Source organism: Paenibacillus sp. PAMC21692 (assembly GCF_014303795.1).
Lineage (GTDB): Bacteria > Bacillota > Bacilli > Paenibacillales > Paenibacillaceae > Pristimantibacillus > Pristimantibacillus agaridevorans.
This window is the reverse complement of record NZ_CP060293.1, coordinates 5,883,830-5,904,528: the sequence shown is the minus strand read 5'-3', so window position 1 is coordinate 5,904,528 and position 20,699 is coordinate 5,883,830. Positions and strand designations below refer to the sequence as shown.

Below are 20,699 nucleotides of genomic sequence, written 5' to 3'. Positions count from 1 at the left end.
AATCATGGGATTCATAATGACAAATTAAGCATACGCCTTTTGGAGGAGCATGTGGATGATGGATGGCGCAACCCGGATTGTGAATTTACGCAAGAGAAAGGAGGGGAGGCGCTTGAGCAGCGAAAAGGTAGCGATCACGATGGTATTTCCCATTTTAAAGACCATTGTGCACAAAGGATACGATCGCGAGCAATTCTGCGCATCGGTATCGCTTAACGACGAATTGCTGCGGGATCCGGAGGCGCGTATTCCTGCAGCCGAGCTGGAACGGCTTATGATTGCCGCCGCTATTTATACGGATGACGATCATTTTGGCTTGCGCCAGGGCGAGATTACGGATTTTGCGGATATGGGCATTCTCGGTTACGTGATGATGCACTCCCGCACGGTCGGCGAAGCGCTCGCCGCGTATAGGCGGTATAACGATATATTGTGCAGCGGCTTCCTTATGGACGTGGAGCCGGATGGTGACGAGGTCAGAATCGTCATACGGCTTCAGCATCCCGATAAAGACAAGATGTCCCGCCATTGCGTGGAGGATATGACTTGCTCCATATTTAAAATAATGGGCAAATTAAGCAATCGCTCCATTGCCCTTCTAGAGGTATCGTTCCAGCACGTTCCTCCGGTTGATGTCGATCCTTACCTGAATGTGTTTGGCGTATTGCCGCAGTTCGGACGACAAGAGACGTATCTTCGTCTTCCTGCGGAGGTGCTCGCCTATCCGGTTATGTATTCCGACTCCAAGCTGCTGGAGCTGTTCGACAATATGGCCCGGCAGACGTTGGAACAGCTGGCGCATACGGAGAGCCACGGTATGGGGGATCGGGCGACAGCTTGGATGAAGACATGTCTGCCAGTCTATTTTCCAACCGTTTTGCAGACGGCGGAGGCGCTTGGCGTTAGCGTTCGAACGCTCCAGCATAAGCTCAAGCTGGAGGGGACGTCCTACAATGATTTGTCCATTCAGGTTCGCAAAGAGCTGGCCAAAGATTATCTGGAGAAGCGAGGTGTTTCGGTCGGCGATATCGCTTATGCCTTGCACTTCTCGGAGCCAAGCGCGTTCCAAAGCGCCTTTAAACGATGGACGGGGCAGACGCCGGGGCAATACCGGGAACAGGCATGGCGGGAGGGAGCGGAGCAAAGCGGATAGAGCTGGTTGTTCGAATGGATGTCGTATCGTTACCGAAGCCATGATGAGCTGTCGATTGGGGCTGTCCCAAAAGTCGCAAATTGGCTTTTGGGATAGCCCCTTCGGCAGAGCCAGACGTCACCGTAATAGTGAAACCTCGTAAGGGTCGATCGTTCGAATCGTGCCGTCTTCGTTGTAGTGGAGCTCGGTAAATTTGACGCTTCGTTTGTTATCCGCGCCGCCTGAGAGCGAGCTGTCGTGGTAGAACAGATACCAACGCTCCTTGAACTGCACGATGGAATGATGGGTCGTCCAGCCGATGACCGGCGTCAGTATCCGGCCTTTATACTGGAAGGGGCCTTCGGGATTCGTGCTGGTCGCGTAGACGATGTAATGGGTAGAGCCCGTCGAATAGGACAAGTAATAAAGTCCATTGTACTTGTGCACCCATGGCCCTTCGAAGTAGCGCCTCTCCTCGTCTCCCGCAAGAATAGGCCGCCCGTTCTCGTCCACGATGGCAATTTCTTTGGGAGCGCCGGCGAAGCTCAGCATATCGTCTGACAGCCTTGCCACGCGTGGACCCAGTGCCGGTTCCGTCGGGGCAGGGCCTTCGGCGTCTGGCAGGAACTCGCCGGTCTGCCACTTTTCCAGCTGTCCTCCCCACAATCCGCCGAAATACATATAAGCGTTATCGTCTTCGTCCACAAGAACGGCGGGATCGATGCTGAAGCTGCCGGGGATGTAGTCCGCCTCGGGCTCGAACGGACCAGTCGGCGACTTGCCGGTAGCAACGCCGATACGGAAGATGTCCTGCCCGTCACGCGCCGGGAAAAATAAATAATACGTATCGTTTTTGAAGGCGGCGTCCGGCGCCCACAGCTGCTGCTTGGCCCATGGAATATCGCGCAGATGGAGCGCTTCCCCATGATCGACGCAAGCCGCGTCCGGATCTTCCATGGAGAGAACATGGTAGTCTTCCATATCGTATTGATCGCCGTTATCGTTGGAGGTTTTCTCATGATCGAGGTCGTGCGAAGGGTAGATATACAGTTTGCCTTCAAAGACATGCGCCGAAGGGTCAGCTGTATAAATATGAGTCACCAAGGGTTCGTTGCGTTTAGCCATCATAGTTCCTCCTTGAGCGTTGAGTGAATGCTCCTTCCAGTTTATCCGAAAAGGAAGCCGCACGAACCCTTAGAAACTATGGCTTTTGTTATAGAAAGTTTAGTTCTTCCTACTGATGCTGTTATTTCTTATATCATGCCGCAAACCGCGATGCCTAGCAGCAGAACGACGATAACAGGGGTTAGTAGCATTCGGAAAATGCCGATTTTTCCGTGTACGACTTGAAGCCCTAACTCCAGATCCCACGATGTTATTCCTTCTTTTTTTAATCGTCGGTAGCCAATAATGTTCGCGATGATTTCCAGTATGCCAACGCCAAGTCCCATTCCCCTCAACCAGACAAGTCGGGCTCTCTTAAAAGCCAGTGATTGGGGCATTCTTGTTCCGTCGGCATCCAGAACTTTAATGTTCAATAGTTTTTTGCCAGGCGTTGTCCCCCAAAAGTACATGTACAGGGCATCCAGAAAAACGAAGGCAACCAATAGTATGAAACCTAGAAGATTGTCATTGATTTGGAGAAAGCTATCAAAATCAATTAATATCCAAACAATGGAAATTAAAATCGCATGACTTAAATAATCGAAGTATCTCGCCCAGAAGCGAATCCAGGGTTTTGTCGGTTGTTGGGGCGCGAGGGGGGCTGGTTCTTGTTCTAGTTCTTGTTCTTGTGCCATTGAGTTGTGCTCCTTAGTCAGAGATAGGGTGAGATTCGCCTGGTACGAATGCTGGATATAATTCCAGAACATTCTAGTTGACTATATCATGCCGATTGACCTGTGTATAGGTCAATAGTTCTATTGTTCGTGCAGATCCTATCCTACTCCTAACACGCATATATATGTAGCAAAGAAACGGGAAAAGGATGGGCATGCAATGGACATGAATGAAATAAAGGACGGGATTCGTGCGCTCGCGATGGGGGCAATGGCTTCTCAGTCATCGGATGGATCGTGGCGTTTATGCCTGGACACCGGGATCTCGACGGATTGTTATTGGATCGTATTGTTGACAGCGCTCAGACGAAGGGATGACGCCTTTATCCGACCGCTGGCCGCGCGGATAGCCTCTTTGCAGCAGCCAAATGGAGCGTGGAAGCTGTATCCCGACGAGGAAGGCAGCTTGGAGGCGACGGCGGAAGCCTGTTACGCGCTGTTATGCGCAGGGTTCTATTTGGAGACGGATGTTGCGATCGAAAGGGCTAAGCAATATATTCGCTCGAAGGGAGGACTATCTCAGGCAAAAAGCTTGCTGACGCAAGTTATTTTCTCCGCGACAGGGCAAGTAGAGTGGCCGAAGCAGTTGCGGCTGCCGCTGGAGTTGTTTTTTTCGCAGGCAGGGCTCGATCTCTTTTCGTTATCGGGGCATGCTCGCGTCCATCTCATCCCGACGTTAATCATGTCGAATCTGCAGTTCTCGGCGCGCAACGAATGGATGCCGGATATGGGAGATCTGTTTGTTCACGGGGAGCGAACTTTTGCCAACGATCATACATGGATATCGGCGCTAAATGCGTTTTTATCGGCAATTCCGTTCGACAGCTTGCCTGTCATCGGTTCGCCGAACGCGCTGGAGCAAGCTCGGCAATTTATGCTGGAGAGGCTGGAGCCGAACGGGACGCTGCTCACATACTCGACTTCGAGTATTCTGATGGCATTTGCGCTTATGGCGCTGCAAGAGCCTGTCGCATCACCTCTGATGGATCGACTCCTGCACGGCGTTCTGTCTCTGCAATGCTGGAATCGTGCCGGCATTCAGACAGCTTCGTCCGAGATATGGGACACCGCCATGATTAGTTACGCACTAAGAGAAGCTGGTCTTCCGACTTCTGAAACCTCTACATCGCTGGAGAACGCCGCATTGTACCTTGCCAGCAGGCAGCAATCCCGTGTCGGAGATTGGATTCGAAGAAGCCCGCATACGGAGCCGGGAGGATGGGGCTTTTCGGACGTGAACACCTTCTACCCCGATGTGGACGACAGCGTAGCTGCATTGAGGACGATCCGCCCCTACTTGAGCAGGCTGCCGGATGGACGCGCCAGCTGGCAGAGGGGGTTGAACTTCGTGTTAGCCATGCGTAACGACGATGGGGGATGGCCAGCTTTCGAAAGAAGGGGAAGCTCGATAACGGACTTGTTCTTTACCTTCGACGGCAAATCCGATATCGCATCGGATCCTTCTACAGTGGATCTTAGCTGCAGGGTGCTGGAGTTTCTAGGCAAGGAGCTGGAGATGACAATCGGCCACAGTTGGGTGGACGATTCCGTTAAGTGGGTGTTGTCGCGCCAAGAGCGTGACGGAAGCTGGTATGGCAGATGGGGAATTGCTTATGTTCACGGAACGGGCATGGCGCTGCAAGGGCTGCTTGCCGTTGGGCTGGCGAAGGATCATCCGGCCGTAACGAAAGGCGTTCGCTGGCTGTTCGACATACAAAATAGCGACGGTGGCTGGGGAGAAAGCTGTGTAAGCGACGAACGGAAACGGTATGTGCCTCTAAACGCCAGCACACCGTCGCAGACGGCATGGGCGCTGAACGGACTGATAGCAGCCCACGACAAGCCGACTTCGGAGATGGAGCGGGGTGTGGAGGCGTTGCTGCGAGTTTTGCGAGCGGGTGACTGGACATCTGTCTACCCGACGGGAGCGATGTTGCCAGGCAGCATGTATGCCCATTATCCAAGTAACAATGTCAGTTGGCCGTTGCTTGCGCTGTCTGCGTATGTGAACAAATTCGGCGAATAGCGTATTGGAGGTGCTGGCCGCTGCCGCAATGTGGTCAGCACTCCAACCCGCCTCTCGCACTCTGCACCCGTACCCAGCACCCGTACCCAGCACCCGTACCCAGCACCCGTACCCAGCACCCGTACCCAGCACCCGTACCCAGCACCCGTACCCAGCACCCGTACCCACACACCTGCACGCGAACCCGTACCCACACACCTGCACGCGAACCCGTACCCACACACCTGCACTCGCGCCCACACACCCGCACCCGCATCGCACCCGCATCCGCATCCGCACCCGCACCCGCACCCGCACCCGCACCCGCACCCGCACCCGCACCCGCACCCGCACCCGCACCCGCACCCGCACCCGCACCCGCACCCGCACCCGCACCCGCACCCGCACCCGCACCCGCACCCGCACCCGCACCCGCACCCGCACCCGCACCCGCACCCGCACCCGCACCCGCACCCGCACCCGCACCCGCACCCGCACCCGCACCCGCACCCGCACCCGCACCTACACCTACACCTACACCTACACCTACACCTACACCTACACCTACACCTACACCTACACCTACACCTACACCTACACCTACACCTACACTTATCACTTCGTACACGGAAATCTACTCGATGATTGTGCAAATATGCTCAATTTTTCTCCGGAATTCAGCCTGCCGTGAAAGAATTGTACCAAAATACACAATTTTGGCCAGCTGAAGAGGCGTTTTAGCTTACTGCTATTGAATTTTATGTATATTTGTACAATTTTACTGTTTACCGCTGGTCTACCCATGAAAATTGTGTATATTTGTACAATTTTCCTCTGTTGCCTACTGTACCCCTTAGGCACGAAGCATAATAGCAACATGCACGGTTTTGTACAAGTATTGCCGTGAAATTAGTGTGTAAATGTACAAATCGATGCCACCAACTATCCAGCGACTCTTATTTGAGAGCAAATAATGCATGGGGCTTCATCATGTACTTAACCACGTATTTGCCATTGGGGACCGTGACGGAAGTAAATAAGCCGTGATCGCATAATGAACGCAGTGTCTTGACGGCTGTACGCCAGGTCGATTCCGACGTGTTTGGCAACATCGGCAACCCGCAGGGGACGAGCGAGCGTATAGGCGAGCCGAATCGTCTCGCGTTCGGCCAGCGAGCAGATTGTCACAGGTGTAGCCGATGCCTCGAATCGGCTTAATACCATGCGTAGCAATGTTACGCACAGCTCCGGGCGTTGCGCCACATCGTCGTAAGCGAAGGAAATAACGTGATAGCCGATAGAGGTAAGGAAAGTTTCCCGATTGAGCTCGTTGCAATACTTTTGTCGGTCCATGTTTTTGACGTGGGGGCCGAAGCCTTTTATTTCTATGACGATCTTCTCCATGCCCGTCACGTACACAAAATCGCAAAAGTACGAGTAACCGTCCCAATCCAGCACCTCGTACTCCGGATGGAGCCCAAGAAAGGTACCCCTCAGCGGCCACCACACCTGCTTGCAAAACAGCGTTTCCGCTTCCAGATGTCCACGCACCAGTCTTCCTCTTCGCTCCCCGGCCCGTCTTTCCAAATGCCACCGGATAAAGGCTTCGTGTTCCTTCTCAAACGTCATCGTGATCTTCTCCTCTCATAGTTACGATAATGCATTCATGCAAAAAAAGAACGCGCAAATCAACCTGGCAGTCAGGTGGATTCAAGCGTTCTTCGCCGATGGCGGACGAATGTCAGCTGCAAAATTTCCAAGCAGTTTATATGTCGCCAGCTTCATTTTTATAAGCAGTGTACCAAATAAAATACGAACAGCTTACTACCGTTAAGGCACCATATTACCTGCAGCTTTGTAGATGCCGTACCATTCCTGGCGCGTCAGCGGAATGTCGGAGCCTTTGCAGGAATCTTTGAGACGGCCGACGTTCGTCGTCCCCAGCACGACCTGGATATTCGCCGGATGACGGGTAATCCAAGCCACGGCAATCGCCGTGTTGGTGACGTCGTATTTGGCCGCGAGCGTGTCGATATACTCGTTAAGCTCCTTGTAGTTCTCCAAATCGCCGAGGAACGGACCTTTGAAGAATCCTTGCTGGAATGGCGACCAGGCTTGGACCGTAATATCGTGAAGACGGCTGTAGTCGAGAATGCCTCCATCGCGGTTTACGGACTGGTCGATATTCATGTTCAGCGCAATGCCGGAGTCGACAAGCGGCGTATGCGCGATGCTGAATTGCAGCTGGTTGGCGACGATCGGCTGTTTTACGAATTTTTTGAGCAGCTCGATCTGCAACGGCGAATGGTTGGAGACGCCGAAATGACGGACCTTGCCGCTCGCTTGCAGGCTGTCGAAGGCTTCGGCGACTTCTTCCGGCTCCACGAGCGCGTCGGGACGGTGCAGCAGCAAAATGTCCAAGTAATCCGTGTTTAGACGCCCAAGAATACCATCGACGGAAGCAAGAATATGCTCCTTGGAGAAGTCGAAAAATCCGCCGCGAATGCCGCATTTGCTCTGGATGATCATCTTTTCGCGAAGGTTTGCGTTCATGCCAATCGCCTTGGAGAAATGTGTCTCGCATTCGCCTCCGCCATAAATATCCGCGTGGTCGAAGAAATTGACGCCCTCTTCCATCGAGGTGCGAATTAGCGTTTCGGTGTCCTGCAGGGACATGCCCTTAATGCGCATGCAGCCAAGCACAATATTGGAGGCGGTCAGATCCGTGCCTGCTATTGGAATCATTTTCATAGTAAAGGTGGCTCCTCTCGAGAATAGGTTCTACATCAACATACATGATAGAGTGGACTCTAGGTCAATACGTCAAGAATATATCGGACAAAAAAATCCAGACCTGTTATGCAAAGCCGCAATCTGATGTTTGTTCCTTGCAAGCATTGACAATCCGCGGAGGTTGGCGTAACCTCTAGACATTTAGTATATATGTATTGCTTTGGAAAGCGGGTATGAATCATGACGTATTCGATATCTCAGGCGGCCGAAAAAACGGGGCTGTCCATCCATACCATTCGATATTATGACAAAGAAGGTCTGCTGCCATTCATCGACCGCCGCAATGGGACACGCATTTTCAGCGAGCAGGACATCGACTGGATCGATCTCATCTGTTGCCTTAAGCAGACGCGTATGCCTATCAAGGATTTGCGCAGCCTGATCCAGCATTGCACCGACAATGACGCCGTGCTCGAGAAGGGGATGGAAATTTTGCTTAAGCACAGGGAGATGGTCGAATCGCAGCTGGCGGAGCTCCAGAACAGTCTGAAGACGATCAATTACAAAATAAAGCATCTCCCCCGGATGTACCAGGAACGGTTCGCGAAGGAGCTGCCGCTTCAAAAATAGTCGCGTTCAGGAGGCGGAAAGGCGACGCTAGCGTAAAGGGGCGGCTTGTTGGCCGACCCTTCGCGAACGCCACGTGCGCGGCTATGCCGCTAACTCCAACCTTCGCATCTTACCGGCTATGCTTAAGTGTCAGCGTTGCGCCGGTCACGCTCTCATAGGAGGCGGACAGCGGCTGCTCGGAAAATACGGGCGCATTCGCTTGCCTGTTCTCCACAAATGCGCTGAGCGTCGTCAACCCGTTCGCGGAGGCTTCTCGCATAGAGATCGCTTCGACGACGACGCCATTGCTGCCGCTTTCGATCGACTCGATCTCGCAACGATCCGGTCTGGACGTCAGGCGGAACGGCTTCATCAAGTGGATGGCGAGCATCGCTTGTCCGACTATGCCGTACACGGCGCGAGCATCCGCAATCCACTCACCCGGCGGCAACACGCCTACAAGTGATTGACGGGCTTCTTCCGGAGAGGTAGGCTGGTACAAGGCAATAAGCACATTGCGGTCCAGAGCGATCTCCTCTGCTTCACCGCTATGGCGCAGCTTGTCGCCAGCTTTGGCTGCAGGCAGGACGAAGTAAGCTTGGTTGACGGTACCATCGGTCACAGGAAACGTCACATCCCAGCGATGCTGCTCGTTGTCGAATTCGGCCACTCGCTCCAGCATACCGCCAAGCGCAAACGATTCGTCCATATAAAGGATGCTATGTCGGCGTTCGCCGGACGGCTCTAGCGCGGAAGCGGGATAGTCGCGTTTCAGCTGATAGGGGTAGGATCGCTTTAACGCGGATTGCCTGATGTAATCCGGGATCTCGTAACCCAGCAGCCCGGCATATTCCGGACGATGAACCGTTTCCGGCAGCGGGAAATCGCCGAATTGCACATAATCGAACGCAGCGCAGCGGTCTGCAGGCGCGTCAGGCGGCAACGAACGCGAATGCGGACCCGCCCACGCCCCATGGAAATAATAATCGGCACGTTCCTGCCACAGCCATTCCAGCAGAGACTGGATGTCAGCTTTGACAGCATCGTCACGGACAAGCTCCCAAGCGGCCGCATAAGCTTGCGTCCAGTGCCAGAACCATGGCAGGATGCCGTATTCCGACATGCCGTAGGTCTTCAGCTGCGTCAAAGTGGATCGTACGCGGGCCGCTCCTTCGCGAAGCAATTCCGAGTCCTCAAGTACGGTGCCTAGTAGAAGGGCCGCAGCGGTATGTTTCGCTTCATGATGGTTGTACGATCTTAGCGGCGCTGCATAGTAGCGAGAACGATACATATGCTGGGTGGAACGCGAAAGCTCGGAGCGCAGCTCCGGCGTCAAATCCGGTTTATACTTTTCGTGGAAGAAAGTTAGGAGACAACACATGATCTCGACAGGCAGCTTGTTGATCTGCGCTTGCGCAGGATCGTCTCCGAGGTTCAGCGGCCAATGCCCGTAAGTAGCGCTGGCCGGATCGCGGTCTTGCAGACGCAAGACTTTCGTCAGTACGGAAGAAGCCAGATCGAGGGCAGACGATTGCTCGAGCGCGAGGGTCTGGCCTTCGCTTGCAGCAGAGTACAGATAAGAAGCATAATAGAAGTTGTCGCGGATGTCCCCATGGAACCACAGTCCGCTGGGAAGCAGGGGCGTGGCACAGGCACGGTCCGCTATCAGCTTTCTAAGTTGCTGCTGGCGTTGCTGTTTTGTAGTCATCGTGTGATCCATCCTTCCGATCGTTTCGTAGATTCTACCCTATTTTAACTACTCTATTATACCATTCCATTCGAGGAGAGCGAGCAAATGAAACCAACCAAGTATTCTGCAACCGTATTCAACCAACTGCGTTCCACGACGCTGCCGCACGAAGCTATTGCCATCTGGTCATTGGGACAAGAGGGATTTCTGGTCAAATGGAAGGAAACCACCGTCCTCTTTGATCCGTATCTGTCCGATTGGGTATTCGAACTTGCCGGCGCTCCTTGGCAGAGAGCTTTCGAGACGCCATTGTTGCCCTCGGAGTGTCTAGACGTGGACTATGTCGTCTGCTCGCATCACCATGAGGATCATATGGACAAGCTTACCTTGCAAGAAATAGCCCGATCGAACAAAACGAAGTTCATCGTCCCCAAAGCTCACTTGGGCCTAATGATGGAATGGGGCGTCGCAGAGGAGCAATTGATCGGGATCTCGCACGGAGATAACCTGCAACTGGGGGAAGGCGTGTCGCTTGCCGCGCACGCAGCGAAACACGAGGATTTTGAGACGGATGGGGCAGGTGAGCATTGCTACTTAAGTTATGTCGCTAAGCTCGGGGAGATCAAGCTGCTGCATGCCGGGGATACTATTGGCTTTACGGAGCTGGAGGATTGGCTGAAGCCGCAAGAGATCGACGTCGCTCTGTTACCGATCAACGGTCGCGATTACGTCCGGGGCCGCAAAGGCATCGTCGGCAACATGAACTATAGGGAGGCTGCCGAGCTTAGCGTCGCGATCGGCGCAAGGCTGACCGTGCCGATGCATTACGGATTGTTCGCTCATAATGACGAGAATCCGGCTTATTTCGTCGATTATATGTACAAACATTATCCACGTGCGAGCTTCCATATGTTCGCGCCGGGCGAGCGATTCGTTTATTTGAAGTAGTGAAATACGGCTATCGGAGTCCTTCGATTCCTATGCATTAAAAAATCACGTTGTTGCTCTCCTGCACCAGGCAGCCGAGGGCATACAACGTGATTTTTCTTTTACTCTGGGGTAACAGCCAACCGTCGTTTAAACCGAAAGGCCGGGTTATTATACCGGCATCGCCTTCCAGACCATCAGAGCCGCGCCGGTCGCGACGGCATCTTCCTTGAGCACGCCCTTGGAGAACACGGGCACGTATTCCGGGTTATGATAGGCGTTGCTTCGGGCGACCTCCGTCGCTGTCTGGAAGAAACGCTCATGCGAGGTTACCAGCGTGCCGCCGAGGACAATCGTCTGAGGGTGGAACAGGTTGATCACGTTTGACAGGCCGATGCCAAAATATCTCGCCGAGCGAAGGAACAGCTCCGACACGTAAGCACTGTCTCTCGCCAGCTCCCGTAGCAGCGTATCGTAGCCGATACGCTCGGCAGGGAGATGATACATATTCGTCAGGTCGCCGCGGCCCATCTTGGCATCCGAGCGTGCCTGCTTCTCCAGCGCCTGAACGGAGACAAATGCCTCCAGCGCTCCGTAGTTGCCTTCTTCGTTAAGGCGCGGCCCGTCGGTCTGAATAATCATCTGTCCGATGGAGCCCTCCATATCCACGGAGCCGTAGACGATTCGGCCGTAGGACATCATCGCGGAGCGCATGCTTATTCCTGCATGCACATAGACCATATGCTCGATGCCTTCGTGCCGCAGCGCCCAGTGCTCGCCGATCAGCGCGGTGTTCGCGCCGTTGTCCAACATGGCGGCAATCCCCGTCGCTTGTTCGATCATGCTGCAGATGGGAACGTTGCTCCAGCCCTTTGCAGGGAAGTACAGAGGGTTCAGTATGATGCCTTCCTCGCGGTTCAACGGTCCGACGGCGCCGATGCCGATACCGATGATCCGGGACTCCGTCAAGCCATGATCGGTCAGCAGTACCCGGATCTGCCCGGCGACATATTTTACGAATTGCTCCGGCGTCATATCCTCATCCATTCGCCAGCGGACGAACGACTTGGGATTCATGTCCATATCGAACAAACCAAGCGTGGAGTAAAAACGCGAAATTTCCAGTCCAAAAACGTAACCGTAGGTTCCGTTAATTTTATAGAGTATGGGCTTCCTTCCGCCGCTTGAAGGGCCGAATCCGGATTCCGCGATCAAACCGTCGCCCAGCAGCTCTTCCAGCAGGCGATTCATCGTGCTCGAAGTCAACGAATAGCTTGGAAGCAAATCGGCTTTGGAGACGATGCCCTGATGCGCAATATGTTGATACACCGTTTGTTTCACGGATTGTTTTGCGGTTTGTCCATCTGTCCTCATCCCAACTTCTCCTATTCCTTTATACACCTTTAATATTCATCATAGCTTAAAAGAAGAGTGGTTGCTAGAATCTATACAAGTATATCCACTTATTTGCAAAATGATAAAAACTTCAACGAATCCTCAGTATTCCTCTCTGGATAATGTAAAGAAATCAACGATTTCTCCTATATTTGACCCTATCACAAATACTTATAGCCCTTTTCATAAAAACTTAATTCCAAAATGAAAAAAAGATGATATACTAGTTCTATAGAGTTTGGAACGGAAAGCTTGATTGCATTAACGGGATTGATTTTCAGATGACATCATGGGGGCGGGAGAAGATGACGGAGACAGGGAAAACAATCTGGCAGCTGTTCACAACGTTTCTGAGAATAGCTCCGGCGACCTTCGGAGGCGGCTTTGCGGTCATGCCGGCGATGGAGAAGGAAGTTGTGGAGAAACGCAAGTGGATGGACAGCGAGGATATTGGAGATGTATTCGCTGTTGCGCAATCTATTCCAGGCGCGGTTGCGATTAATTCCGCTACTTTTATCGGATACCGGATCGCCGGCATTCGCGGAGCGTTAGCCGCTATGATAGGGATGCTGCTGCCAACGTTCTGTATTATCGTTGTGCTGTCTTATGTATTTCTGCAGGTGAAGGATAATCCCAAGATTGAAGCGGCATTTCTGTCGATCAGGGCGACGATCGTGGCGCTAATCGCGTATGCAGCCATCAAATACGGCAAAAAAGCGCTCGTCGACAAAGCATCGGCCGTACTGATCGGGGTCACCGTGCTGATCCTGTTCGTGGGAGGCTCCATGATCCATCCGCTTGTAATCATAGGTGGCGGTGCTGCCGCGGGAATCGTGATTCAGGCCATTAAAGCGAAGCTGGGACAAGAGCGAAGCAAAGAGTTGCGGCAGGAGCGAAGCGGCAAGGGGCAGGAGCAAATATTTGATTATATGATCTAGGCAACAAAGGTTGGGAACATGCACTAACATGGGAGAGGCGATGAGGATGATTCTGCTGGAGCTGTTTCTGACGTTCTTACTGGTCGGTTTCATAGCTTTCGGTGGCGGTTATGCCATGATTCCGATTATCCAGCAAGAAGTCGTCGAACGGCATGGCTGGATGAACGTGACAGAGTTTACCGATATGATCGGAGTGGCGGGGATGTCGCCTGGACCGATCGCTACTAATATTGCCATATTCGTAGGCATGCATCAGGCAGGTATTGCTGGAGCGATCATTGCCGCAATTGGCATGGTACTGCCATCGTTGGCTATTATCGTGGCGGTAGGAACTATATTTTTCCGGATTCATCAGAACAAGTGGGTCCAGTCGTCGCTATACGGGTTGCGTTCCGTAATTACAGGACTTATTCTATATGCAGCGGTTATTTTCGCGGTGCGCAACGGGCTAGTGACGTCGATATCATGGTTTACGCTGAGCCAGCTCCTGATCTTCGCGGGTTCGCTTGCGGCGTTGCTGCTGCTTCGCAAACATCCGTTAACGATTCTTATTATATCCGGATTAATCGGTATTGCGTTATACAGCTAAATATTGTAGCAAGCAAGGGGGGAATAGGATCTTGAATGAAGACAAACTGCCATCCTGCTGCGCGGCTTCTCGCGATGGGATCCATATAGAGACGAAGCCGTCGGCGGCAAGCGGTCTCATCAAGCTGGAACGGTGGAAAAAGGAGTCGGATAACCCCGTCCTGCTGCATGACGATATGGTCCTCATTCCGGAAGGCAGCTTCCTGATGGGAACGGACACAAGGGAAGGTTTCCCTAATGACGGGGAGGGCCCGGTACGACAGGTGGAGGTAAAATCGTTCCGCGTGTCGCCGTATGCCGTTACGAATGCCCAGTTCAGCCAGTTCGTGGAGGCTACGGGGTATCGTACGGAAGCCGAGGTCTTCGGCTGGTCGTTCGTGTTCCATCTATTGGTGTCGGAGGAGACAGGCAGGAAGGTGAAGACGGTGCCGCAAGGAGTGCCGTGGTGGCTTGTTGTGGAGGGAGCATACTGGGCGGCGCCTGAAGGTCCTGATTCGTCGATAGCGGACCGGATGGATCATCCCGTCGTTCATATCTCATGGAACGATGCCAATGCCTATTGCCGCTTCGCCGGCGTCCGTCTGCCCAGCGAGGCGGAATGGGAATATGCGGCAAGAGGCGGTCTCGAGGGAAAGACGTATCCTTGGGGCGATCTGCTGAAGCAGGACGATCAGCATCAATGCAACATTTGGCAGGGGAAATTTCCTGTGAAGAACAACGCAAGCGACGGTTATGTCGGTACTGCGCCTGTCCATTCGTACAAGCCCAATGGTTATGGTCTGTACCAGATGTCCGGCAACGTATGGGAATGGTGCGCGGATTGGTTCTCTCCGGATTATCACAGGACGACATCAGCCGTTAATCCGCTATACGGCAAGCAGACCGCCAGCCGATCCATGCGCGGCGGCTCCTATCTCTGCCATCGTTCTTACTGCAACCGCTACAGGGTGGCAGCTCGAAGCTCCAATACGCCCGACAGCTCGACGGGCAATTGCGGCTTCAGGGTCGTGCGCGACGTCTAATGCTCACTGTTAATTGTTAAACCTCTCTTACGCGAGACTGCGGAAGAGAGGTTTTTTCGTTTTATAGGAAATGATGAAACTAGTCCTTCCGCCGATAATCGGAAGGACTAACGCCGAACATCGCGGTAAATTGCTTCGTGAAATAGAAAGGGCTCTGAAAGCCGACCTGGCCGGCAATCTCGGACACTAGCGAAGGGGTATGCTTCAGCAGCCTCGCGGCATGCTTGAGCCGCAGCTTAAGCAGCGTCTCCAAAACGGAGTCCCCCGTTTGTTCCTTGAACAAATGCGAGAAGCGGGACGGCGAAAGCGCCACGCGGCTGGCCAAGGCCGGAATGGCGTGAGCAACGTTCAGGTTGTCGATCATATAATTCAGCGTATCGGCGATCCGTTCATCCAGCCGTTGATCCGTCGTAACCGCGTGCTGGGCCAGATGAATAAGCACTTCCTCCAACGCGTTAAGGGAAAGCAGCTCGGCATGGCGTCCCGTATGCCGGTTTTCGCGAACCAGCCGAAGAAAAGCGCTTTTCATTCGCATGAAGGTTGAAGATGTGCCCAAGGAGAAAGTCATGATGCGACTCCCGTTCTGCGGCATGCGCAGAAGCTCAAGCCAGCGAAGCTCCGGGATAAAATGAACCCAAACAAAATCCCAATAGCCATGCTCGGGCGCGTAGTAATGATGGGGCGTTCCCGGCGGAATCAGTATAATATCTCCATCAGCAGGCATAATGACCTCATCTCCCAGGCGGTATTCGCCCACGCCGCCCACCGTCAACGTCAGCAGCCAATCGCGAGTCCCTTCCGGTCGGATGACCTCGTATCCATACGTCTCCTGGAAGTGGCCGGAGACCAGGACGCCGGGCGGAGGAGTGAAAGTCGTTGCAGCAGGATTGTTATGGTTATCGACCATTATCGTTATTCCCCCTCTTGGTTCGAAATTCTATAATGAAACCATGAAGAAAGCAATATCGAATTGACAATCATGGATCCGCAAACGGAGGGGAAGAGATATGGAGAAGCAGGTTCGTATATTAAGCGAAGAGCAAATGCAGCAATTTGTAGAGGAAGGTTATGTTATTGTGAAAGGGCTGTTCCAGCCGGAAGAGCTCGCCGAAATATCGGATACATTTGAGAGAATCGGCCAGAATCCAGTGCCTGGATTTTTTGAGCCCGATATGGAGGCAGGGACGGAAGATCCGCTGAAGCGATACCCGCGCGTCATGCAACCGCACCGGTTCAACGATACCGCGAAGAAGTATATGCTTCATGCGCCTGTTATGGCGGTGCTGCGAGAGCTGTACGGCGAGGAAGCGTTAGCCGCGCAAAGCATGTTCTACTACAAGCCGCCAGGTTCGAGAGGTCAGGCGCTGCATCAAGACAACTTCTACCTGCAAGTGGAGCCGGGCAATTGCATAGCCGCATGGACCGCAGTGGACGCTGCGGACATGGAGAACGGCGGACTGCTGGTTGTGCCGCGCACGGGGGAGCATGAGATCAGTTGTCCGGAGCTTGCGGATTCTGGGGAATCGTTTACAACCCATTATGTAAAGCCGCCCAAAGACCGGGCTGTCGTGCCGGCGGTCATGGATCCGGGCGATGTTCTATTTTTTAACGGCAACCTGATTCACGGTTCCTACCGGAACAAGACGAAAGACAGATTCCGCAGAGCGTTTATCTGCCATTACGCCAATGCATCCGCGTCCCGTATAAGCGGCTTTTACCGTCCGTTGTTCCGCGAGGACGGCACTTCCGTCGATCTTGAGTTAAACGAAGACGGCGGGCCTTGCGGCGTGGAATTCGACAAAGCTTATCCGCACTAATCGAACAGTTGCGAACAAGGAGGACTTACAGTGAGATTACTTACGTATCAATCGCTGTGGGGTATGGAAGGAACGCTGACGGAGAAGCTGGAAGCGGCCAAAGCAGCCGGTCATGACGGCGTCGAGACGGTGCTGCCGCCCGCGGACGAGGCAACGCTATTTAAAGAAACGCTGGAACGGCTCGATCTGCGGTTTATAGCGCAAATCCATACAAGCGGCGATCATCTCGCAAGTTTCGGCGGGCTGGTGAAGCGGGCGGCTGATTTCCGTCCCGTCCTCATCAACGCCCAAAGCGCTAGGGACAGCATGAGCGAGTCCGAGCAAGATGCTTTTTACGAAGGCGCGTTAAGGATCGAGAAGCAATTCGGCATACCGGTCGGTCATGAGACGCATCGCAGCAGACCCTTGTTCACGCCATGGACGACGGCCAGGTTGCTTCGCCGATTCCCCGAGCTGAAAATTACAGCGGATTTCAGCCATTGGGTAAACGTCTGCGAGTCGCATCTGCAGGATCAGGAGGAGAATCTGTCTCTCGCGATAGAGAGAACGGTTCATATCCACGGAAGGATCGGATACCCCCAAGGCCCGCAGGTGCCTCATCCCGCGGCAGACGCTTTCCAGGGGGAGCTGGAGCTGTTTAGCGGCTGGTGGCGCCGTATGCTGCTGCTACGCAAAGAGCGGGGAGAAGCAGTCGCGACATTTACCTCGGAGTTCGGTCCTCCGGGTTATATGCCGATCCATCATGAAACGGGCGCTCCCGTCGCAGATCTGCAGGAAGTTAACGGCTGGATGACAACCTATATGAAGCAGCTCTACAAAGCTTGGAGCCTCGGAGAGGATCATAGCAAGGCGCAATCCTAGACGATCATGGTAATATAATAAGCCCCGCCTGGCGCTAACGCCGAGCGGGGCTTACGGCCGTGGACGGTTTTTATTTCATCTCCGCCAGCCAATTCGTAAGATTGATCAGTTCGTCTTCCGTAATCTTGTCTTCGAAAGATGGCATTCCGCCGCCTTTGCCGTTAAGTACGGTCTTGTAGATCTCTTCTTTGCTTCTCAAGCTGCCGATATTCGCAAGCGCAGGACCCATAGCGCCTTGGTACTGATCGCCGTGACATCCCATGCAGTTGCTCTTGTAAAACGCTTCGGCAGTTGCAGCATCCACAGGCGTATCGGGAACGGTAAACTGCTCCTCAGCTACGTGCTCCTCTTTCTCAGGGAGATTAAACGTGAGCAGGTACACGGCCAACAGGCCAGCTACTCCGAGCAATGTTGCCATAATCCACTTATGCATGCCCCATTACCTCCTTCCCTGACAGGCTCACCTAAATTCAGATTCTAGCACTTATTAGCTATTTTTTCAAGAAGCAGCGCGGACTATACACAGCCAGGGAATAAGGTTTTTTAATTTGTCAAACATTGTTCATATTTGACCCGTTTCATGAAAGAAAACCGCCGTCAGCCCAGGCTGATCGACGGTTTTCCATGTGCGGGCGGGAAGGCTTGCAACATTATTGTCCGATCCCTTTATCTTTTTTGAATTGTTCCCATTGCGCATTGATTTCGTTGTCGAACTTCTCTTGACCGGATGCGACCAGCTTGGCCCGATATTCCGGCAATACTTTGACTGGATCGACGGATCCGGATTCCAGCGCGACGCGATATTCGTTGTTGATGGCCGTAATATTGGCCACTTCCGCTTTCATGTTTTCTTCGTTGACGCCGAAGCCGCTGGATGCAGGGACGATGGCGCTATCGTTGAGCTCGATTGTTTTATCCCAAGTGTCAGGTGCTTGACCCGGCTTTAAGTAAGCATTGAACTGGTTGCCGAATACCCAGTCGCCGTTAGGCGCATAACCGGAATCCTTGATCGGCTCGATGAACTTGTCGTCGATTTTCGTATAATGTTTGCCTTCGATGCCGTTGCAGATCAGATTGTACAAGTAGGGATCCGTGTTGAGCAGGTTAATGAGCATAAGGGCGCGTTCCGCGTTTTTGGAACCTTTGTTAATGACATGCATGGCGCTGGCAATTCCCGTGAAGTAGCTGTCCGCGATCGGCGCGTAGACCACCTCGTTGCCGCCGTTTACGGCCATTTCGCCAACTTCGCCGCCTGGCTTGGAGGTGAATTCAAGGCCGACGGCCACGTTGCCTTTAGCCTTGAGATCGTTAATGTTTTGGATGATAGGCGCATCTTCATTAATATAACCCGCTTGATACCAGGCGCGCATCGTATTATAATAGTCCGTTTTGCTGTCGAGTTGCTCCAGGCTGCTTACCATCTTAAGCGTCGGATCGTCTTTTCTGTACGTCACGGACATGCCCTCGCCAACCTCGTCGCGGTTGGCGTACAGTCCCCACGAGTTTTGCGCGAGACCAAGCGGGATGATGTCCGGCTCGTTCTCCTTGAGCTGCTTCAGGAACGGCTCGATATCCTTGTAGGTTTGAATGGAGGCCAGGTCCAGATTGTATTTATCGACGAAACGTTTCTGAATGACCAGGCTCTTGGTCTTGGCGGCGACCTGATAAATCGGGAAGCCGTATACCTTGCCGTCGACTGCGTTCATGTCCGGCCAGAATTTGTCCGGAATATTGGCGCGTGCTTCCTTGGCATACGTGTTGATCATGTCTTCGGTAATTTCGAGATAGGCGCCGCGGTCGATGTACGGCTGATAGTTGCCGAGCCAGCCCTTGGAGCTCCAAGCGATGTCGAAGTTTTCGCCAGCGGCGAGCATGGCGTTGAGCTTCGGCTCGTATTCGTCGAACGTAAGCGGTCTCAAGTCGACGGTGGCGTTGATTTTTTCTTTCAGATATTTGTTGATTTCATCATTGACGAGCTTCTGATCTGAACCCGGATTCGAGGCTACGGGATAGATGAAAGTCAGCTTCGCTTCAGGCAGGGACGGAATCTCCGAAGCGGCTGAGGTGGGATCGGTGCCGGCGCTTGGCGCATTCGTTGCTTCGGGAGCGTTGTTCGTATTGGAGCAGGCGGCCAGCAAGCCTAAGCTGAGGACAAGAGGAACCCATTTGCTCCAGACGGTCGTTTTTTCTTTTTTCACGTTGAACCCTCCAATGTATGTTTTCTATATTTGGCACAATAGTCGTCCCTTAACCTTTCAAGGAACCTACTGTAATACCCTTCACGAAATATTTCTGGAAGAAAGGAAAGATGACAAGCATGGGACCGCCGGCGAGAATAGCCATAGCCATTCGGACGGACATGGTCGGGAAATTCGCGAAGGCCAGCTTGTCGGCCACCTGAGCCAGCGGCGAATTCGCAAGAAACTCGATCTGCGTCAGAATGCGAACAAGCAGAAGCTGCAACGGCACGAACCGGTCATTGTCGATGAACAGCAGCGCGTTGTACCATTCGTTCCAATACCCGAAGGAAATGAATAGCCCTAATGTGGCCAGAGCCGGCGTGGACAAGGGCAGAATGATCGTAAAGAAGATCCGGATTTCCCTGGCGCCGTCCACTTTGGCGGATTCGATGATCTCCTTGCCGATCTTGTCGAGGAACCCTTTCATGATCATGATATTGAATGGACTTAGAAGGGCCGGGATAATAAGGGCCATCAGCGAGTTCTTTAGATGCAGATATTGCGTCATCAGAATGTAGAATGGAATCAGACCGCCGTTGAACAGCATCGTAAAAAAGATATAGAACGTGATCGGCCGATTGTAACGGAAGTCGCGGCGCGAGATGGGATAGGCGGTCATCGCCGTCAGCAGGAGCGAAGTAACCGTTCCGATGACGGTTATCATAATGGTGACCAAGTAACCGCGGATCAGCGGATCCGGCTGTGCGAACGTGATGCGATACGCTTCCAGCGACCATTCCTTAGGAATGAACTGGTAGCCGTTTTGCACAAGGCTGTTCTCCGAGGTCAAGGAGATAACAACGACCAGGACGAACGGCAGGGCGATCATCAAGCACAGAATCGTCAAAAATATATTGATGCAGCCGTTCATGATGTTGAATCGTTTGGCGGTAGGCATCGCTGT

General features: G+C 53.2%; 20 protein-coding genes. 10 read left to right on the top strand and 10 right to left on the bottom strand.

The window, feature by feature from the left end; genetic code table 11:
• Window positions 1–112 precede the first annotated feature (112 nt).
• Window positions 113–1,153, top strand: a complete 1,041-nt coding sequence (locus H7F31_RS24265; RefSeq protein ID WP_261800117.1) for an AraC family transcriptional regulator — start codon at window positions 113–115, stop codon at window positions 1,151–1,153.
• A gap of 117 nt (window positions 1,154–1,270) precedes the next feature.
• On the opposite strand, the gene H7F31_RS24260 is transcribed toward H7F31_RS24265, so the two are convergent.
• Entirely contained in the window at window positions 1,271–2,257 is a 987-nt protein-coding gene (locus H7F31_RS24260; protein ID WP_397372982.1) for a glycoside hydrolase family 43 protein, read from the bottom strand.
• Window positions 2,258–2,385: 128 nt separating this feature from the next.
• Window positions 2,386–2,931: an RDD family protein gene (locus H7F31_RS24255; RefSeq protein ID WP_187100869.1), complete on the bottom strand. Its 546-nt coding sequence runs from the start codon at window positions 2,929–2,931 to the stop codon at window positions 2,386–2,388.
• Between the two features lie 199 nt (window positions 2,932–3,130).
• On the opposite strand from H7F31_RS24255, the gene H7F31_RS24250 reads away from it, so the two are divergent.
• Window positions 3,131–4,996 (top strand): prenyltransferase/squalene oxidase repeat-containing protein, encoded by a 1,866-nt coding sequence (locus tag H7F31_RS24250; RefSeq protein WP_261800116.1) that lies wholly within the window; start codon window positions 3,131–3,133, stop codon window positions 4,994–4,996.
• 4 nt (window positions 4,997–5,000) lie between these two features.
• Window positions 5,001–5,666 carry a hypothetical protein gene (locus H7F31_RS24245; protein ID WP_187100868.1) on the top strand — a complete coding sequence of 222 codons (666 nt, stop codon included), beginning with the start codon at window positions 5,001–5,003 and terminating at the stop codon, window positions 5,664–5,666.
• A 305-nt stretch (window positions 5,667–5,971) separates the two neighbouring features.
• Here the strand turns inward: H7F31_RS24245 and H7F31_RS24240 are convergent, their stop codons facing one another.
• Both H7F31_RS24240 and H7F31_RS24235 read right to left on the bottom strand, forming a co-directional pair.
• The gene (locus H7F31_RS24240; RefSeq protein WP_261800115.1) at window positions 5,972–6,604 is read right to left on the bottom strand and encodes an endonuclease domain-containing protein; all 633 of its coding nucleotides are present in this window, start codon (window positions 6,602–6,604) and stop codon (window positions 5,972–5,974) included.
• A gap of 201 nt (window positions 6,605–6,805) precedes the next feature.
• Complete coding sequence (locus tag H7F31_RS24235) at window positions 6,806–7,726, bottom strand: aldo/keto reductase (RefSeq protein WP_187100867.1); 921 nt, start codon at window positions 7,724–7,726, stop codon at window positions 6,806–6,808.
• Between the two features lie 222 nt (window positions 7,727–7,948).
• On the opposite strand from H7F31_RS24235, the gene H7F31_RS24230 reads away from it, so the two are divergent.
• Window positions 7,949–8,338: a MerR family transcriptional regulator gene (locus H7F31_RS24230; protein ID WP_187100866.1), complete on the top strand. Its 390-nt coding sequence runs from the start codon at window positions 7,949–7,951 to the stop codon at window positions 8,336–8,338.
• Window positions 8,339–8,447: 109 nt separating this feature from the next.
• On the opposite strand, the gene H7F31_RS24225 is transcribed toward H7F31_RS24230, so the two are convergent.
• Complete coding sequence (locus tag H7F31_RS24225) at window positions 8,448–10,025, bottom strand: hypothetical protein (protein ID WP_187100865.1); 1,578 nt, start codon at window positions 10,023–10,025, stop codon at window positions 8,448–8,450.
• A gap of 87 nt (window positions 10,026–10,112) precedes the next feature.
• On the opposite strand from H7F31_RS24225, the gene H7F31_RS24220 reads away from it, so the two are divergent.
• Window positions 10,113–10,955 carry an MBL fold metallo-hydrolase gene (locus tag H7F31_RS24220; RefSeq protein ID WP_187100864.1) on the top strand — a complete coding sequence of 281 codons (843 nt, stop codon included), beginning with the start codon at window positions 10,113–10,115 and terminating at the stop codon, window positions 10,953–10,955.
• Between the two features lie 150 nt (window positions 10,956–11,105).
• Here the strand turns inward: H7F31_RS24220 and H7F31_RS24215 are convergent, their stop codons facing one another.
• The gene (locus tag H7F31_RS24215) at window positions 11,106–12,308 is read right to left on the bottom strand and encodes an ROK family protein (RefSeq protein WP_187100863.1); all 1,203 of its coding nucleotides are present in this window, start codon (window positions 12,306–12,308) and stop codon (window positions 11,106–11,108) included.
• Between the two features lie 302 nt (window positions 12,309–12,610).
• Between H7F31_RS24215 and H7F31_RS24210 the strand changes: the two genes are divergently transcribed.
• The 3 genes from H7F31_RS24210 to H7F31_RS24200 all read left to right on the top strand — a co-directional run bounded on the left by H7F31_RS24210 (window position 12,611) and on the right by H7F31_RS24200 (window position 14,877).
• A complete protein-coding gene (locus H7F31_RS24210) occupies window positions 12,611–13,267 on the top strand; it encodes a chromate transporter (RefSeq protein WP_261800114.1) in 657 nt (218 codons plus the stop codon).
• Window positions 13,268–13,313: 46 nt separating this feature from the next.
• Window positions 13,314–13,856: a chromate transporter gene (locus H7F31_RS24205; RefSeq protein ID WP_187100862.1), complete on the top strand. Its 543-nt coding sequence runs from the start codon at window positions 13,314–13,316 to the stop codon at window positions 13,854–13,856.
• 175 nt (window positions 13,857–14,031) lie between these two features.
• Complete coding sequence (locus tag H7F31_RS24200) at window positions 14,032–14,877, top strand: formylglycine-generating enzyme family protein (RefSeq protein WP_187105506.1); 846 nt, start codon at window positions 14,032–14,034, stop codon at window positions 14,875–14,877.
• A 79-nt stretch (window positions 14,878–14,956) separates the two neighbouring features.
• On the opposite strand, the gene H7F31_RS24195 is transcribed toward H7F31_RS24200, so the two are convergent.
• On the bottom strand, window positions 14,957–15,784 hold the full coding sequence (locus H7F31_RS24195) for a helix-turn-helix domain-containing protein (RefSeq protein ID WP_187100861.1): 828 nt from the start codon (window positions 15,782–15,784) through the stop codon (window positions 14,957–14,959).
• Window positions 15,785–15,884: 100 nt separating this feature from the next.
• On the opposite strand from H7F31_RS24195, the gene H7F31_RS24190 reads away from it, so the two are divergent.
• Both H7F31_RS24190 and H7F31_RS24185 read left to right on the top strand, forming a co-directional pair.
• Window positions 15,885–16,694, top strand: coding sequence for a phytanoyl-CoA dioxygenase family protein (locus H7F31_RS24190; RefSeq protein ID WP_187100860.1), 810 nt, complete (start codon window positions 15,885–15,887; stop codon window positions 16,692–16,694).
• Between the two features lie 30 nt (window positions 16,695–16,724).
• Window positions 16,725–17,555, top strand: coding sequence for a sugar phosphate isomerase/epimerase family protein (locus tag H7F31_RS24185; RefSeq protein WP_187100859.1), 831 nt, complete (start codon window positions 16,725–16,727; stop codon window positions 17,553–17,555).
• Between the two features lie 70 nt (window positions 17,556–17,625).
• Here the strand turns inward: H7F31_RS24185 and H7F31_RS24180 are convergent, their stop codons facing one another.
• The 3 genes from H7F31_RS24180 to H7F31_RS24170 form a co-directional block, all read right to left on the bottom strand.
• On the bottom strand, window positions 17,626–17,988 hold the full coding sequence (locus H7F31_RS24180) for a c-type cytochrome (RefSeq protein ID WP_187100858.1): 363 nt from the start codon (window positions 17,986–17,988) through the stop codon (window positions 17,626–17,628).
• A gap of 217 nt (window positions 17,989–18,205) precedes the next feature.
• Window positions 18,206–19,753: an ABC transporter substrate-binding protein gene (locus H7F31_RS24175; RefSeq protein ID WP_187100857.1), complete on the bottom strand. Its 1,548-nt coding sequence runs from the start codon at window positions 19,751–19,753 to the stop codon at window positions 18,206–18,208.
• A gap of 49 nt (window positions 19,754–19,802) precedes the next feature.
• Complete coding sequence (locus tag H7F31_RS24170) at window positions 19,803–20,693, bottom strand: carbohydrate ABC transporter permease (RefSeq protein ID WP_187100856.1); 891 nt, start codon at window positions 20,691–20,693, stop codon at window positions 19,803–19,805.
• Window positions 20,694–20,699: the final 6 nt, after the last annotated feature.